The organism is Lentibacillus halophilus, from assembly GCF_055395055.1.
The window spans coordinates 1130158-1144726 of the sequence record NZ_AP043750.1 but is presented as its reverse complement, the minus strand read 5'-3'; the positions used below and the strand labels follow the sequence as shown (position 1 = coordinate 1144726).

At 43.8% G+C, this 14569-nt stretch carries 17 protein-coding genes; 7 read left to right on the top strand and 10 right to left on the bottom strand.

Annotated features, from left to right (window positions below; all coding sequences use genetic code 11):
• Positions 1 to 169: 169 nt before the first annotated feature.
• Complete coding sequence (locus ACZ5Q7_RS05490) at positions 170 to 499, top strand: PadR family transcriptional regulator (protein ID WP_343750890.1); 330 nt, start codon at positions 170 to 172, stop codon at positions 497 to 499.
• A gap of 148 nt (positions 500 to 647) precedes the next feature.
• The gene (locus ACZ5Q7_RS05485; RefSeq protein ID WP_343750889.1) at positions 648 to 1769 is read left to right on the top strand and encodes a CAP domain-containing protein; all 1122 of its coding nucleotides are present in this window, start codon (positions 648 to 650) and stop codon (positions 1767 to 1769) included.
• A gap of 53 nt (positions 1770 to 1822) precedes the next feature.
• Here the strand turns inward: ACZ5Q7_RS05485 and ACZ5Q7_RS05480 are convergent, their stop codons facing one another.
• Genes ACZ5Q7_RS05480 through ACZ5Q7_RS05465 form a run of 4 tightly spaced genes read right to left on the bottom strand, consistent with a single transcriptional unit; the run spans position 1823 to position 4943 of the window.
• Positions 1823 to 3028, bottom strand: coding sequence for a hypothetical protein (locus tag ACZ5Q7_RS05480; RefSeq protein ID WP_343750888.1), 1206 nt, complete (start codon positions 3026 to 3028; stop codon positions 1823 to 1825).
• Between the two features lie 13 nt (positions 3029 to 3041).
• Entirely contained in the window at positions 3042 to 3872 is an 831-nt protein-coding gene (locus ACZ5Q7_RS05475; protein ID WP_343750887.1) for a hypothetical protein, read from the bottom strand.
• Positions 3869 to 4558 (bottom strand): ABC transporter ATP-binding protein, encoded by a 690-nt coding sequence (locus ACZ5Q7_RS05470; protein ID WP_343750886.1) that lies wholly within the window; start codon positions 4556 to 4558, stop codon positions 3869 to 3871. Before ACZ5Q7_RS05470 ends, ACZ5Q7_RS05475 begins: the two co-directional genes overlap by 4 nt.
• Positions 4551 to 4943 (bottom strand): GntR family transcriptional regulator, encoded by a 393-nt coding sequence (locus ACZ5Q7_RS05465; protein WP_343750885.1) that lies wholly within the window; start codon positions 4941 to 4943, stop codon positions 4551 to 4553. Before ACZ5Q7_RS05465 ends, ACZ5Q7_RS05470 begins: the two co-directional genes overlap by 8 nt.
• A gap of 365 nt (positions 4944 to 5308) precedes the next feature.
• On the opposite strand from ACZ5Q7_RS05465, the gene ACZ5Q7_RS05460 reads away from it, so the two are divergent.
• The 4 genes from ACZ5Q7_RS05460 (at position 5309) to ACZ5Q7_RS05445 (ending at position 8812) form a co-directional block, all read left to right on the top strand.
• On the top strand, positions 5309 to 6040 hold the full coding sequence (locus tag ACZ5Q7_RS05460; RefSeq protein ID WP_343750884.1) for an MOSC domain-containing protein: 732 nt from the start codon (positions 5309 to 5311) through the stop codon (positions 6038 to 6040).
• Between the two features lie 157 nt (positions 6041 to 6197).
• A complete protein-coding gene (gene selD / locus ACZ5Q7_RS05455; RefSeq protein WP_343750882.1) occupies positions 6198 to 7238 on the top strand; it encodes a selenide, water dikinase SelD in 1041 nt (346 codons plus the stop codon).
• Between the two features lie 18 nt (positions 7239 to 7256).
• On the top strand, positions 7257 to 8294 hold the full coding sequence (mnmH, locus tag ACZ5Q7_RS05450; protein WP_343750881.1) for a tRNA 2-selenouridine(34) synthase MnmH: 1038 nt from the start codon (positions 7257 to 7259) through the stop codon (positions 8292 to 8294).
• A gap of 125 nt (positions 8295 to 8419) precedes the next feature.
• Positions 8420 to 8812 (top strand): hypothetical protein, encoded by a 393-nt coding sequence (locus ACZ5Q7_RS05445; protein ID WP_343750880.1) that lies wholly within the window; start codon positions 8420 to 8422, stop codon positions 8810 to 8812.
• 109 nt (positions 8813 to 8921) lie between these two features.
• On the opposite strand, the gene ACZ5Q7_RS05440 is transcribed toward ACZ5Q7_RS05445, so the two are convergent.
• From ACZ5Q7_RS05440 to ACZ5Q7_RS05425, 4 genes are all read right to left on the bottom strand, one after another.
• Positions 8922 to 9614 carry an LrgB family protein gene (locus tag ACZ5Q7_RS05440; protein WP_343750878.1) on the bottom strand — a complete coding sequence of 231 codons (693 nt, stop codon included), beginning with the start codon at positions 9612 to 9614 and terminating at the stop codon, positions 8922 to 8924.
• A complete protein-coding gene (locus ACZ5Q7_RS05435) occupies positions 9581 to 9988 on the bottom strand; it encodes a CidA/LrgA family protein (RefSeq protein WP_343750877.1) in 408 nt (135 codons plus the stop codon). The genes ACZ5Q7_RS05440 and ACZ5Q7_RS05435 overlap by 34 nt, the downstream gene beginning before the upstream one ends.
• Positions 9989 to 10054: 66 nt before the next feature.
• Positions 10055 to 11002 (bottom strand): MBL fold metallo-hydrolase, encoded by a 948-nt coding sequence (locus ACZ5Q7_RS05430; RefSeq protein WP_343750876.1) that lies wholly within the window; start codon positions 11000 to 11002, stop codon positions 10055 to 10057.
• Positions 11003 to 11065: 63 nt separating this feature from the next.
• The gene (locus ACZ5Q7_RS05425) at positions 11066 to 11467 is read right to left on the bottom strand and encodes an alpha/beta fold hydrolase (protein ID WP_343750875.1); all 402 of its coding nucleotides are present in this window, start codon (positions 11465 to 11467) and stop codon (positions 11066 to 11068) included.
• Between the two features lie 159 nt (positions 11468 to 11626).
• Between ACZ5Q7_RS05425 and ACZ5Q7_RS05420 the strand changes: the two genes are divergently transcribed.
• Positions 11627 to 12244: a spore coat protein gene (locus tag ACZ5Q7_RS05420; RefSeq protein ID WP_343750874.1), complete on the top strand. Its 618-nt coding sequence runs from the start codon at positions 11627 to 11629 to the stop codon at positions 12242 to 12244.
• 175 nt (positions 12245 to 12419) lie between these two features.
• On the opposite strand, the gene ACZ5Q7_RS05415 is transcribed toward ACZ5Q7_RS05420, so the two are convergent.
• Both ACZ5Q7_RS05415 and ACZ5Q7_RS05410 read right to left on the bottom strand, forming a co-directional pair.
• On the bottom strand, positions 12420 to 12593 hold the full coding sequence (locus ACZ5Q7_RS05415) for a hypothetical protein (RefSeq protein ID WP_343750873.1): 174 nt from the start codon (positions 12591 to 12593) through the stop codon (positions 12420 to 12422).
• A 15-nt stretch (positions 12594 to 12608) separates the two neighbouring features.
• On the bottom strand, positions 12609 to 14552 hold the full coding sequence (locus ACZ5Q7_RS05410; protein WP_343750872.1) for an aconitate hydratase: 1944 nt from the start codon (positions 14550 to 14552) through the stop codon (positions 12609 to 12611).
• Positions 14553 to 14569 lie beyond the last annotated feature (17 nt).

Here is a 14569-nt window from a genome sequence, read left to right as displayed (position 1 = left end):
TGCACGCAGCCTTTGGTTATTTTTTGAGGTAACATGTATTGCTATATAGTCAGCACATTGGTACATTATATTGTAATACATGTTACTACAATGTCGTTAAACCACAGCGGAAAAACACTATCTATATTTTTTTGCCTGACTATCATGTTATACAAAGTAGGTGACGCAAATGTCCATGCACAGCCAGTTATTAAAGGGAATATTGGAAGGATGCATGTTGGTTATTATATCCAGGAATGAAGTGTATGGGTACGAATTATCAATGAAACTTCAGGAATATGGACTGTCAGTTAGCGAAGGATCCGTCTATCCAGTTCTCCTGCGCATGCAAAAAGATAATCTAATTGAGGGCAGCATGCAGCCCTCGCCGAGCGGACCCAACAGGAAATATTATCATTTGACTGATAAAGGCGCGGATGCACTTGGCCTTTTTAAAACACATTGGGAAGATATCCAACGACCGGTGGACCAATTATTAAAGAAGGACGATCATACATGAATACCAAAACATTAGTCGAGGAAAACAACAACAAACGCAAACAGCGCTATTAAAAAGATAATACGCAAGGGAAAAACTAACATTTAGTAAACGCTGACACATCTGCTATAATACAATGACAATCATCCCTGTCACAGGAGAAATGCCTATGCGGAAAATCGGAAACGTTATCGTTTTAATTCTTATTGCTGGAACACTTTGGCATTTTTATGGTGATACCTTCACTAAATCCGGTGCTCAAGGCGTTTTCACGGAAATGCGCTCGGATTTTAACGATTTAAAAGAGAATCCAAAAGTTACCGCAGCTGCCGATTATATCGGTGAAGAAATACAACATTTACTGGACAAAATAAAGGAAATGTCGTCGGAACAGGATAAGTCAAATCAGCCTGTCCCTGAGGAGCCAAACCCGTCGAAGGACTCATCCGCTGTTTACGATGTTCACCTTGGTGATAGCCGCTCGGATGTGGAACAGCAAACAGGTCCCCCACAGCGATCGTCGTTGAATGGGTACGGCGTCGATTGGGTTGCCTATCATCAAAACTACCGCAACTTTATCATGGTCGCCTATAATAGCGACAATAAGGTGGCCGGTTTATATACGAACCAGAATCTACTACCGTCTATAAACGACATCACCTATAAAACCTCCAAAGACGCCGTGCGTTCGATATTTGACGATCCAATGGAAAGCATCCGAAAAGGCTTTGTCAATTACCAGTTGCAAAACAAGCAAGGGTACGACATGTTTCATGTGGATAACAAGTATGTGACCATCTTCTACGACAAACATGAGAATAACACCGTGACAGCGATGCAAATCATCAGTGATCACATCGAGCAGCAAAAGCAAAACTATTTTACCGACCCAAGCAAGAAACTGAAAAAGGGGTTGGAATACCAATTATTTGACCTAACCAACGCCGCCAGAGTCAGCCATGGTCTTAGCCCGCTATCCTGGCAGCAATCAGCACGGAAAACCGCCCGCAGCCACAGTACCAATATGGCCGAGAACAACTTCTTCGCCCATACCAACCCATCTGGTCAATCGCCTTTTGATCGTATGCGGGAAGATAATATTGGTTTTCGCACGGCCGGAGAAAACCTGGCTGCAGGTCAGCCAAGCAGCATCTTTGCCCATGAAGGTTTAATGAACTCGTTGGGGCACCGAAAAAATATTTTAAAAACAAATTTTGAAAACCTTGTCATCGGCGTTGCTTTTAATGACGATAACCAGCCATTCTATACCGAAACGTTTTGGGCTGATTGAAGCAAAGAGGACGGCTCCTTCGTTTCCAAAAACGTGAGAACCGTCCCCGTATGTCACTTAATCATTAATTCATAAATATTCAGGTAGGCATTTTTAGCGACTGGCTCTTCCGTTACAACTTCGCCTTTATACAGTACATCCCCGGAATCCGAATCCAAAATCACTAACACAGGAGCGCTACCCGGTTCCAGCGACGATTCTATTTGGCTATTCAGCACGTATATGTTATCTTCTGCTATTTTTACTAGGGTCTGTCCCCCTTCCTTAAGTGAGGGAAGCTTAAGCTTGCCGGTTATTTCATCATTTTTCCAATTATAAGTTACAATTTGGTTTTCATCCCTGAAGTAAAGGGTTTCCTTTTTATACATGAGAACATCTTTACCAGCTACGGAATTTGGAGCTTTTACGGATTTCTTTTCATCTGTTTTCAGGTTGTAAACAATAAATTTCCGCTCGCGCTTTTCAGTCGTGGTCTGTGCATGGCCCTGCTTTTGTCTTCTCATCTCCGTGGTTTTCGAAAAAATAACGTATGGATGCGCACCTATTTGATCCGAACTGGATAGTAGTTGAATGTGTTTTCGCTTATTTCCTTCCTGGTTATCAGCTGTTGCAATCGTTTCTTTCCCATTGATTTCTTCGTTGGTGATATCAAAACGATACAGGAGTTCTCCATTTCCTCCATCTCTGAAGAAATTTTGAGTGATCACTTTCAGCTCTCCGTCTATCATTTGCACATCTTCCACCCAAACTTGTACATACTTAGCTCGATTGGGGATCGGTACATTAAATGATAATGTTTTTCCATTATCTTTATCCATAACAGCAACATCAAATTCCATGTTACTTTCGGATATTCGAGCCGATTGATTGTTAACTGCTGCATAGGCGAGTGTACTATCTGTTTCATAAAAGAATGAAGCATTTCCACTTTTTCCGCGCATAAAGCCACGATGTTTTTCTTTCAATCTCTGCATGTCATTGCCGAAGAAACTTCCCGAAATGCGCTCCAAAAATGATTGCTTACGTTCATACATTGCCCCTTCTGCTGTGACCTTGACACGTTCATCTGCACTCATTCCGGATCCGGGATTCAAAAGACCCTCCAGAACAACGGGGTCCAACTCATCTTTATTTCCGCTTATTTTTTCAAAAACAATCTCCGGAGAGCCGCTCGCTGATAATGCGGATTGTATATAAAATGTTCCGACGGTCAGCGCTACAACCGTGATGATGGTTACTAATCTCCAATAACGTTTCATATTATCACACCTTTCACACCGTTATCTTTTTATTCAGCAAGTAGTTACCAACCCAAATGGACATGGCGGTAACAATGATCCCCATTGCCGTTTCCAATCCGACTATCTCCAGTGGGTACAGGAAGTCACGTCCCATGATAAACACCAATAAAGCGGGCCAAATAAAAATCAGGACGGTTATTGCGATATAAATGATACCTGCAATAATTCCCTTCCATTTAAAACTGCGCTCGAACAGAATGGCTGTTGACACAACCGTCAACGCCATGAAGCCGGCACCGTAGTACAAAACAAACTCAGAAAAGGTTTGTGGAACAAGCATAGATAGATATTTCCAATTGATAATCTGACTGACGGTCATATCGGATCTAAAATCCGTTGGAACCATCCACTTCAACACATTGTTTTCCAACGGCAAAAAGATGAGCTGTACGGAAACAAGCCCAAGTACCATCAAAAATATGGTGATCATTTTGGACACATAAATATTTAATCGTGCTGTGGGCAGCATTAAGAGCCGGTAGATAAACGTGTTTTTGCCAAGCCAGTCACGGTACCAGATTATAAATACATAAAAGATTAATGCTGCGACACATATGGTGATGGGCCCCATGAACCATAAACTTCGAGCCACGTCTATAAATGCCATTTGACCATACTTCTCAAGAAATTGCTCCTGTGAAAGCATATCCTCATACATAGCTTTGTTCGCATCAGCCATATACCCATTGGCTTTCACAATGACGCCCGCAACCTGCACGATGACCGTCATGGCAATAAGAACTAGATAGACCTTCATAAACCGGCTCAATTCAAAGTTCACTAGTTTCACAAATCGATTCATGGCTGATACACCTCTCTCATCACATCAACGATTGATTTTCCTTCCGTTTCCCGCATGTCTTCCGTATGAAATTCTTTCACCACAACCCCGTCATCCAGCAGCACTGACTTATCAATCAAATGCTCAATATCACTAATTTCATGTGTTGTGATAATTACCCCGCGGTCTTCCACCAGATGGCTTGTGAACACCTCAGCAATCTGTTCCCGGGTGAAGATGTCAATGCCGGAAAACGGCTCATCCATCAGCAAATAATCCACATCCAGCGCCAATCCAAGCAATAAGTTGACTTTGGCCCGATTGCCTTTTGACAGGTTATTGATTTTTTCATGTTCCTTCAGTTTGAAGAAAGCGAGCAATTCGGTTGCGCGCTTCTGATTCCAGCTGTCATAAAAATCAGCCATAAATTGCATCGCCTCACGAATCGTCATGCTCGGCTGCATAATAATGGCATCCGGGATGAACGTCACCTTTTCATAGCTATGTTTGTTTATTTTTTCGCCATCAATCAGAATTTGTCCACCATTAAGTGGGGTTAAATTCATAACCGCATTAAGTATCGTTGTCTTGCCGACGCCGTTGATTCCGATAACGCAGGTGATCTCGCCTTTTTCGGCGGTGAACGATACACCTTTAAGCACGCTCTTGCGGCCAAACTTTTTCTTCATATCTTTGACTTCAATCATTCTCGTACCCCCTCGTATCCTGGTCTGTTTCCAACTTCTCCTTCACCCGGTCCAGAACATCCTCGGCTGATACATTAATGGAACGAATCGCGTGAACAAACGTATCTACGGCGTCGTCGATCAATTCTTCCCTGACTGCTCCCAGTACTTGTTCATCCTTGGTAATCTTGCTCGGCAAATTCCGCTCCGTATAAATCAAACCCGCTTCCTCCATTTCTTTATAAGCCCGTTGCGCGGTATTCGGGTTTATTTTCAACCGGTTCGCCAGCTCCCGTCTTGAAGGAATCTCCTGCCCCGGCTCCAATACGCCGGTTGCAATCTGCTCCTTAAAATGACGGATGACCTGCACATAGACCGGATCCCGCTTATTAAACTGCACATTCATACGCCCAGCTCCTATATAACTCAGAATGTCCGCAAGTGTATTAAATGGTTAATACACAATTGCCAAAAAAATGTGTATTAAGTGCCTAATACATCTGATGTTTTGTATTATACGGTTAATACACTTAAGTGTCAATAAACAAAATTCCCATTTTCATCATAAACACTACTATATAGAGATTGCTTAATAACGTTGCGTTAAAAAGGTTTAGTAAAGGCAGAAAATAAGGTATGCTTTAATAGAAAACCATAAATAAAACCGTCTGGTGCCGTTATAGCAAACGGTTTAATTCTAAATCTAGTTATTGGAAAGACAATTAATACATAGTGAGTAATTCTTAAAATAAAAAGAAAATGGAGGATAATATGCAAACAATCATCGGTAAAGTAAAAACACTCAATCGATATCCAGTAAAGTCATTCAGTGGTGAAAGCCTTACAGAAACTAAAATTGAAAGATACGGATTATATGGTGATAGGTGTTATGCATTTTTAGATGAAAAGAGTCCTGTGAAATACCTCACAGCAAAACATGTTCCTTCACTAATTGAATATAAAGCAAATTTAATTAATAAAGAAAACAACAAAGCGTTTCCTTATGTTAAAATCACATCGCCCAAAGGAAAACTCTATTCGTGGGAAGATGATGATTTTTTCCATGACATTAAGCAACTTAGCAACAGACCATTAGAACGTGTGAAATTTTCCCCGGAAGATAATATGATGGCGGTTGACCAAGCTAATATCCTCCTTGTAACCAAACCATCTTTAGACGCATTAAAACAAGAATGGGGAAAAGATATGAGCTATCTCCGTTTCAGGCCTAATATTGTCTTAAGTATTGACGACAACATACCGTTTCTTGAAAATGAATGGATGGATAAACACATTCAAATAAATGACACTGTATTAAAGATTTATAAACAATGTAAGCGTTGCAAAATGGTTAATATTGACCCTGAAAAATATGATATTGACCCTACTTTATTAAAAACGCTTGCCCAACATCATAATGTGAATTTTGGCGTTTATGCTTCCGTTATTAAGACTGGGACCATTCAACTTGAGGATGATGTTTATTTATTCGCTGATCAATAATAGATAGAAGATACAATGCTGTTAATTGGTAGAAACGAAAGAGAGTAAGACTTATTACTATGCATCGCCTGCATATGAAATGCGTTCAAACGCAAACGTATCCTTTCTGTGCTAAAATAGAATATATATATTTGAATGAACGGAAAGGTGATTCATCATGACCACAGATATAAAATTAACGTCGCTCTCCTCAAAAGGCGGATGCGGCTGTAAAATCGGCCCGGCTGATCTGGAAAACGTGCTCCACTCCCTCCCGCAGACAGCGCCAAATCCAAACATGCTCGTCGGTTTGAACACAAGCGATGATGCCGGTGTCTATAAACTCACCGATGATCTGGCGCTTGTTCAGACAGTTGATTTTTTCACCCCGATTGTCGACGATCCGTATGCGTTTGGCCAAATTGCAGCCGCCAACGCTATCAGTGACGTCTATGCCATGGGTGGCACACCGATTACCGCATTGAACATTGTCGCTTATCCTATTTCCACTTTGGACGAAAGCATTCTTGCCGACATATTACACGGTGCCGGTGATAAGTTGGAAGAGGCAAACGTGTCCCTCGCCGGTGGCCATTCCATTGACGATCAGGAACCAAAATTCGGACTGGCCGTCACCGGTACTGTTGCCCCTGAAAACATCAAAACAAATTCCGGAGCCAAACCGGGTGACAAGCTGATTTTGACAAAACCGATCGGCGTCGGCATTATGAGCAGCTCTTTGAAAAAAGATTTGTTGAATCAAGAAGAAATTGACCGTGTCACCGACGTTATGACAACATTGAACAAAACTGCTGCCGAAACGATGCATGATTATCATGTTCATGCTTCAACCGATGTCACCGGTTTCGGGCTGCTCGGCCATGCGTCTGAAATAGCGTCAGGAAGCCATGTTGACATCCGGATTCATTCCGCATCGGTTCCAGTGCTGCCACGTGTCAAACAACTTGCCGATGCTGGGTCTGTACCAGGCGGGACGAAAAACAATTATGACCACATCCTCGATATCGTCACCTTCCCTGCAGACACCGATCAGCTGGATAAGTGGATCCTGTGTGATGCGGTTACATCAGGCGGCCTTCTGATTTCAGTGGACAACAATGATGCTGAAGCACTGCTTAGGGAACTGCGGGAAAAAGGAACCGAGTCAAGTATCATAGGCTCTGTGACCGATGGCAGCGGACATATCACAGTCGAATAACCAAGGGGAGATTCATCCATGTTTCAAGACATTTCACTTCAAGAACTTTTTAAACAACAACAAAAAGGTGAACTCACCGCTATCGACGTCCGTTCACCAAAAGAATTTCAGGAAACGACCATCCCCGGAAGTATAAATATACCAGTGTTCACCGATGATGAACGTTCCGAGGTCGGCACCCTGTATAACCAAAAAAGCAAGGAGGCAGCCGAACAGCGTGGTCTGGAAATAATATCGGCTAAATTGCCCGATTTCATCCATGCGTTTCAACAAATTGATACACCTAAAGTCGTTTTCTGTTGGCGGGGCGGCATGCGCAGTAAAACCGCTGCTACCGTCACTGATTTAATGGGCATGGATGTCAGCAGACTGCAGGGCGGTATCCGTTCATACCGAGAGTGGGTAGTGAACGAATTGGAAAAAGCCAACTTCCCGCCCAGCATTGTCGTTTTAAACGGCAATACCGGAACAGGCAAAACGACAATTCTGCACCGTCTTTGGGAGAATGGCTACCCGGTCATCGATCTTGAAGGAATGGCCGGTCACAAAGGGTCCATATTCGGTCATATTGGTGTCGATCCGGCAAACCAGAAACAATTTGACGCGCGTCTTATTCACGCGATACACCAATATGAAAACGCCCCGTTCGTTCTTATGGAAGGTGAAAGCAAGCGAATTGGCAATGTCGCCATCCCGACCTTTCTTAATGAGAAAAAGGAACATAGCTTGCAGCTGTTCATTGATTTGCCAATGGAACAGCGCATCCGGAATATTCTCGAGGATTACCAGCCTTGGAACCATCCGGATGCCTTTTTGGAAGCATATCGGCGGATTCAAAAGCGAATTCATACCCCGGTTGCCAAACAAATTGATAACGATCTGCAAACAGGATATTACAGCCAAGCCATTCGACAGCTGTTGGACTATTACTATGACCCGCGTTACGAACACACAACAGAAAAATACCCTGCTGATCAGACAAAACACATACATGCAGCCAATGTGGACGAAGCAACGTCCCAAATTGAACAGTGGCTTGTTACAATGTATTCATAGCGACCTCTGCCATCAGTAACCTTTACGTTTAATGATATATACTGTTCATTTTCTGTTCATAAACGTATGTTATCTTAATTAACACATTGTTTTATTAGTGACTTTTACGAAAGGGGGATTAACGAATGGAAAATTACAGTAAAACATTACTTCGATTTTCAGCTGTTTTTGCATTGATTGGTGCCTTTTTGGGCTCCCACATGGCTGGGGCAGGAAGTCTAGCCTTTAAAACAGTGCACGCCCATATTTTGGTCGTTGGCTGGTTGACCTTGTTTGCTTGGGCTGTTTACTACAAACTTTTTACACCGGCAAGCACAGTCATGGCCGCTCTTCATGTCTTCTCAGCCATTATCGGGGTCATCGGGCTAACAGTCGGCATGTGGCTGTACTACTTGCATCCGTTTGGTTGGCCTGATGGACTCGTCACCGTCTTCTTTATTGTCGGCGGATCCATTATGCTTTTAAGTTTCGTGTTCTTTGCTGTGCTGACGTTTATGAAGACAGAAAGAGATAAGTAACCGGAATAACGTGAGAAGTGACTGAAGTTATATATAAAAGCGTCCGAATAACGACTCCGTCCGCTCATAGAACAAAGCCTGTATCCCGTCATACAGGCTTCTCCCATGATTAAGTATAAAACAACACCACCATTAACGGGCCGAAAATGGAACAAGCAATGGCACTCAACGTCATGGCGACGGAGCTCACCGACGTTGTATCTTCGCCGTATTCAATAGCTTTGCTTGTTCCAATAACATGGGACGCACTGCCGAAAGCCATCCCCTGTGCCAATGAACCGTTCACCCTAAACCAGTTAAGAATATATGGACCGAGAACGACACCGGTAAACCCGGCCGTCATGACAAAAAGGACGGCAAGCGACGGCGATCCACCCAATTCATCCGCTATCTCCATCGCCACAGGCGTTGTCACCGACTTAGGCAAAATGGAATACAGCAACTCTTGTTTAAAACCAAGCAACTGCGCCAATACAAGACCACTTATAAGACCGACCAGGGACCCAATAAATACGCCACCCAAAATAGGATATATATAGGAAAGCAACAGATGCCGTTGTTTGTATAAAGGGTTGGCCAGCGCAACGATAGCCGGTCCAAGCAGAAAGTCAATCCATTGTCCGCCCATCATAAACGTATCATAGGAAACACCGAACAATAACAGCAGCACCACCACCGCTATCGGCGTTGTTAAAGCAGGAATAAGGATCGGCACCCGGAACCGATCGTATAAACGGCTCATGAAAAGATAAAGGAGTACCGTGACTACTATGAAGATGATTCCGATAAGTGCTTCTTGCATTCCGCTTTCTCCTTTCCTTTTTTGGATCTTTTTTCTAACAATCGACTTGTATGTCCGGCTGTAATCATGACAAGCAAGGTGCTGATAATGGTAATAATAAACAACCAGACCGTATGACCGACGAAAAGTCCAAAGTGATTCATTACACCGACAGTGGCAGGAACAAACAACAGCGGCATGTACGTTAACAACACATTCGAGCCCGTCTCAACCCAATTGACAGGACATATCTTTAATACCAAGGCAGTAAATAACAGCAATAATCCAACAATACTTCCCGGAATAGGCCAATTCAACAAGTCCTGCAGCCAGCTTCCGGCAAGGTAAAATACATATAAAAATGCTATTTGCATGATGCCGTTAACCATTTTCATCGCTGATGGTGTTATCTCCGTTACATTAGAACAGAAAACACACCGCCCTCCTTTATCATTAAATTGCTATTGCCGTTGTTTTTGAAAATAGTCCACCATCCCAAGGGCATTCAGTTGCATATCCAAATGAATCTGCAAATAGACAGAATGATCCTCGGAGATACCCAAAAATGTCAACGGTTCTTTCACTTTTTCCAGCATCCGGGCAGCGAGTATATCATACCCATATCCCTCGGAAAAGGCATCGTCGCCAATCTCCAAAAATACATCCAACCATTCCGACACTTGTATAAGTGCTTCATTCACCTTTTCCGTCATACCGAAATGACCAAAATAAATGCGGTCCAGCCCCAGTTTTCGGATTCGATCGATCGATTCCTTCATCGCTTCCGGGTCGAAATGATTCGGTGACGTGGTCGGTAAAAAGAAATCAATGCCCTCCCGAAACAACTGTTGATGACAAATACCGGCTGTGTCTCCGGTAAATAACCCATTGCTGATGGGATCATAAATACAAAAGTGATGCCTGGAATGGCCCGAAGTATCGAGAAATTCAAGGATGCAATGGCTTCCGATGGCGAGTGTCTCCTTATCATTTTTCAAAAGCATGCGGTCTTCCGGTACAGGAATAATCGGATCAAAAAATTCCGTAAAACTTTCGCCGTAAACCCCTCGCGTGCTGGCAGCCAATTTTTTGGGGTTGACCAAATGTCTGGCTCCATTGGGGTGAACAACGACGGTCGCATTCGGACATTCCTGCAAAAGTCGCCCGGCACCCCCGGCATGATCAAGATGAATATGCGTGACAATAATGTAGGTTACTTGATCCAATGTAAAACCAAGGTCACCAAGCCCCTTTTTAATATATTTCACAGACGGACTTGGCCCGGTTTCAATCAATGTCAAATCGTCTTCATTCACGACATACGTACCGGTCCGTTCCGGTATACCCATATCAAAGCCGTCAATTAAATGAATCCGTTCATCGAGTTGTATTGGCTTTTTATCCTCCACCACTTTCATCCCCTATCTACTCTAACATTAATTCCGGTTGTCCAGTAGAAACCAGACACATACTTATCCCGTAAAGCCATTGCCTTTTAAAAAGTCGACAATTCCATCCACCAACCCATCGGCCAATAGACGATCAGGATCACCGTATGTTTCTTGATTGCCCTTCTCATCTGTGGGTGCTTCTTTTAGCACATGATTCATTTTTTCAAGAACCATTATATCAGCATCAGGTTGTGCCGTATGGAGCAATTCGGTCTCACTGGACGGCACTTGTAAATCACAACCGCCACCAATCAGCAAAATCGGCATATCCAATTCAGCCACTTCTTCGCTAGGGCTACAATGCATCCATGACGCCAAGAATTCTTGTATGGACGGACGGAAAACACTTTTCAGTTCCTGGCTCATATTCTGTACGTTTTCACCTTGCTTTATATTTCCAATAATACCTTTAGCCTCCTGCATCAGTGAAGCGTTTCTCCTCAATTATCGATTATACCTGATGAACGTCGTTTCATGAAGAAGACTCCTTTAAAAATTTGGAAAAAAACCGCATTTGATGCATACATAACGTATCAGCAATTGGTCAAACTAATAAGGATCAACATTGAGGAGGTTATATGGATGCAAAATCAACAACAGCAGCAAAATTTTACGAACACGACACAAATGCCGCCACAACAGCATTATGGCGGACATGACATGTTTGATGGCCATGAGGCATTGTCATCCTTGGTCGGCGGAATAGACCAATATGTGTTGTACGAACAGCATATTCAGGATCCTGAATTACAAACAATGTCGCAAAAACATCGGGCATTTTGCAGCCAGCTGTATAATACCATTCTGGACACGTACCAATCCGGACAGGATCCTGCTGTTGACACCCAATCCTATAAAATGGATCAGAATAATAACATTGTTTACGGCAAGCAAACACCGGCACAACCGACAACACCGATGCAATCGGTCAATGAAATCAATGATGAAACCATTTCCGGCTTTATGATGGGCGCACTGAAGGCAACGGCCTCGTCCTTTACCATGGCATCATTGGAAATGACTAATCCTGTTCTGCGCCGTATTCTGGCTGACAGTGTTCCGAACTTAGTCGAAATGGCTTATGAAGTATTCCTTTATCAAAACAAAAACCAATATTACCAAGTACCACAGCTGCAGCAACAGGACATGCAGGCATTTCAGCAAAGTTACGCGCCTATTCAGGGAACCATGCCACATTAAAAACAACCAGTTAGCGAAGAAGGAATCGGCCATTTCGATTCCTTCTTTCTTATGATTATGTATGATTTATTTGGCGTTTTCACATCGAATTTTGGCGTTTTGAGATGAAGTTTGGCGTTTATCCATATCTATTATAAAAACTGCCTGTTCGCCCCACAGCAAACAGGCAGTTTTTTCAATCCAGTAGCCGATTATTCTCATCAACTGACATGACCCGGGCGGAACTCGAAATATCATCCACATCGTACATGCCATCGCCATGACATACGCTGCATTGGTATTGCCAGCCTTCATCATCCGAGAGCATGCCTGTTCCTTCACAGGCTTTGCAAGTGTATGCTCGATCCACGTTACATCCTCCTTGTTACTGCCGGTCTTTAGCCCAGTTGATAATGCCTCCTTTGAGCATAATCTCAATCTGACGTTCAGACAGGCTGTGCTTGACTTTTATTTGCTCATTTTTATCTTTTACAGTAATGGAGAATTCATTCCCCTCCTGAATCTTATTCCGTAAATCGTCCAGAACAAGAACATCACCGGAGGAAAGTTTATCATAATCGTTTTCATCAACGAATGTTAAAGGCAGCACTCCAAAGTTAACCAGGTTTTGCCAGTGGATCCGGGAAAAGTCTTTGACCAATGCTACGTGCAAACCGAGATATCTCGGGGCGAGGGCTGCGTGTTCGCGACTGGATCCCTGCCCGTAGTTATAACCGCCAACAATAGCATGCCCGCCTTTTTCGACTGTTTCTTTGCCACGTTTGTAATACGTGTCATCTATAATTTCAAATGTGAATTTACTGATCTCCGGCAAATTGCTTCGATACGGAAGAACCCGTGCACCGCCGGCAAGAATTTCGTCCGTTGAAATATTATCATCCATCTTCAGTAAAATCGGCAATTCAAAACGATCCGGCATTTGATCCATTTCCGGAATGGACGCAATGTTGGGGCCTTTCTTCAACTCAACTTGCTTGGACTCCTCATATGGAAGTGGCGCATCCAGCAAATCCATATTCGCTTCAGCATGTTTTGGTTCCTTTATTTTTGGACAATCCATTTGCAACGTGCGGGGATCGGTGATTTCTCCAGTTAGCACAGATGCAGCGGCTGTTTCTGGGCTGCACAGGAACACACTGTCTTCTTTCGTCCCGGAACGTCCTGGAAAGTTTCTAGGGGTCGTGCGCAGACTGTTCTGGCCTGTTGCCGGTGCCTGCCCCATACCGATACACCCGTTGCACCCGGCTTGATGCATTCGTGCACCAGACTGCAGCAAACTTGCCATGTGACCTTCCTGTACGAGATCCGTCAACATTTGTCTTGACGTTGGGTTAACATCGAAAGACACACCGTCTGCAATATAGTTGCCTTTAACGATTTCAGCAGCGACAGCGAAATCACGGAAGCCCGGGTTTGCTGAGGACCCGATATACGATTGATAAATCGGGGTTCCGGTTAGTTCACGGACAGGAACGACATTTCCGGGACTTGATGGTTTGGCGATAAGTGGCTCAAGCGCAGAAAGATCAACCTCCTCTAAAATATCATACGTTGCATCTTTGTCAGCGGCCATTTCAACCCACTCGTCTTCCCGGTCCTGCTCTTTCATGAACCGCTTCACTTCTTTGTCGGAAGGGAATACTGTACCAGTCGCCCCAAGCTCAGCACCCATATTGGCAATAACATGGCGGTCCATGGCACTTAAGTCCTCAACGCCCGGACCGAAGTATTCGATAACCTTGCCGGCGCCGCCTTTGACATCATGTCTGCGAAGAAGCTCCAGAATAGCATCTTTCGCGCTTACCCAGTCCGGCATTTTTCCAGTGAGTTTGACGCCCCATACTTCCGGCATTTTTACGTGAAATGGTTCTCCTGCAATGGCCATGGCCACATCAATTCCCCCGGCGCCCATAGCGAGCATACCCATACTTCCATTAGCGCACGTGTGACTGTCCGAACCGAGGAGCGTCTTCCCCGGCTTAGCCAGCCGTTGCATATGTACGGGATGGCTCACACCATTGCCGGGTCTTGAGTAATGCAGTCCAAAGCGCTGAGCTGCACTTTCAAGAAACAAATGGTCATCAGGGTTCTTGCTGTCTTCCTGAATCAAGTTGTGATCAACGTATTGCGCGGAGGCTTCTGTTTTGGCACGATCAAGATTCATTGCTTCAAGTTCAAGCATGACAAGCGTACCGGTTGCATCCTGCGTAAGTGTCTGATCAATGGTAAGACCGATTTCTTCCCCGGGATTCATATTGCCTTCCACAAGATGATCTTTAATCAACTTCTGGGTCATATTCAAAGCCATGGAATACCTCCTGAACA

Coding starts and splice junctions, on each gene's coding strand:
- ACZ5Q7_RS05410 (WP_343750872.1), bottom strand. CDS start 14,552: ATGGCTTTGAATATGACCCAGAAGTTGATTAAAGATCATCTTGTGGAA.
- ACZ5Q7_RS05425 (WP_343750875.1), bottom strand. CDS start 11,467: ATGCAGGAGGCTAAAGGTATTATTGGAAATATAAAGCAAGGTGAAAAC.
- ACZ5Q7_RS05440 (WP_343750878.1), bottom strand. CDS start 9,614: ATGCAAGAAGCACTTATCGGAATCATCTTCATAGTAGTCACGGTACTC.
- mnmH (WP_343750881.1), top strand. CDS start 7,257: ATGTTTCAAGACATTTCACTTCAAGAACTTTTTAAACAACAACAAAAA.
- ACZ5Q7_RS05465 (WP_343750885.1), bottom strand. CDS start 4,943: ATGAATGTGCAGTTTAATAAGCGGGATCCGGTCTATGTGCAGGTCATC.
- ACZ5Q7_RS05485 (WP_343750889.1), top strand. CDS start 648: ATGCGGAAAATCGGAAACGTTATCGTTTTAATTCTTATTGCTGGAACA.
- selD (WP_343750882.1), top strand. CDS start 6,198: ATGACCACAGATATAAAATTAACGTCGCTCTCCTCAAAAGGCGGATGC.
- ACZ5Q7_RS05475 (WP_343750887.1), bottom strand. CDS start 3,872: ATGAATCGATTTGTGAAACTAGTGAACTTTGAATTGAGCCGGTTTATG.
- ACZ5Q7_RS05470 (WP_343750886.1), bottom strand. CDS start 4,558: ATGATTGAAGTCAAAGATATGAAGAAAAAGTTTGGCCGCAAGAGCGTG.
- ACZ5Q7_RS05460 (WP_343750884.1), top strand. CDS start 5,309: ATGCAAACAATCATCGGTAAAGTAAAAACACTCAATCGATATCCAGTA.
- ACZ5Q7_RS05480 (WP_343750888.1), bottom strand. CDS start 3,028: ATGAAACGTTATTGGAGATTAGTAACCATCATCACGGTTGTAGCGCTG.
- ACZ5Q7_RS05445 (WP_343750880.1), top strand. CDS start 8,420: ATGGAAAATTACAGTAAAACATTACTTCGATTTTCAGCTGTTTTTGCA.
- ACZ5Q7_RS05420 (WP_343750874.1), top strand. CDS start 11,627: ATGCAAAATCAACAACAGCAGCAAAATTTTACGAACACGACACAAATG.
- ACZ5Q7_RS05435 (WP_343750877.1), bottom strand. CDS start 9,988: ATGAAAATGGTTAACGGCATCATGCAAATAGCATTTTTATATGTATTT.
- ACZ5Q7_RS05490 (WP_343750890.1), top strand. CDS start 170: ATGTCCATGCACAGCCAGTTATTAAAGGGAATATTGGAAGGATGCATG.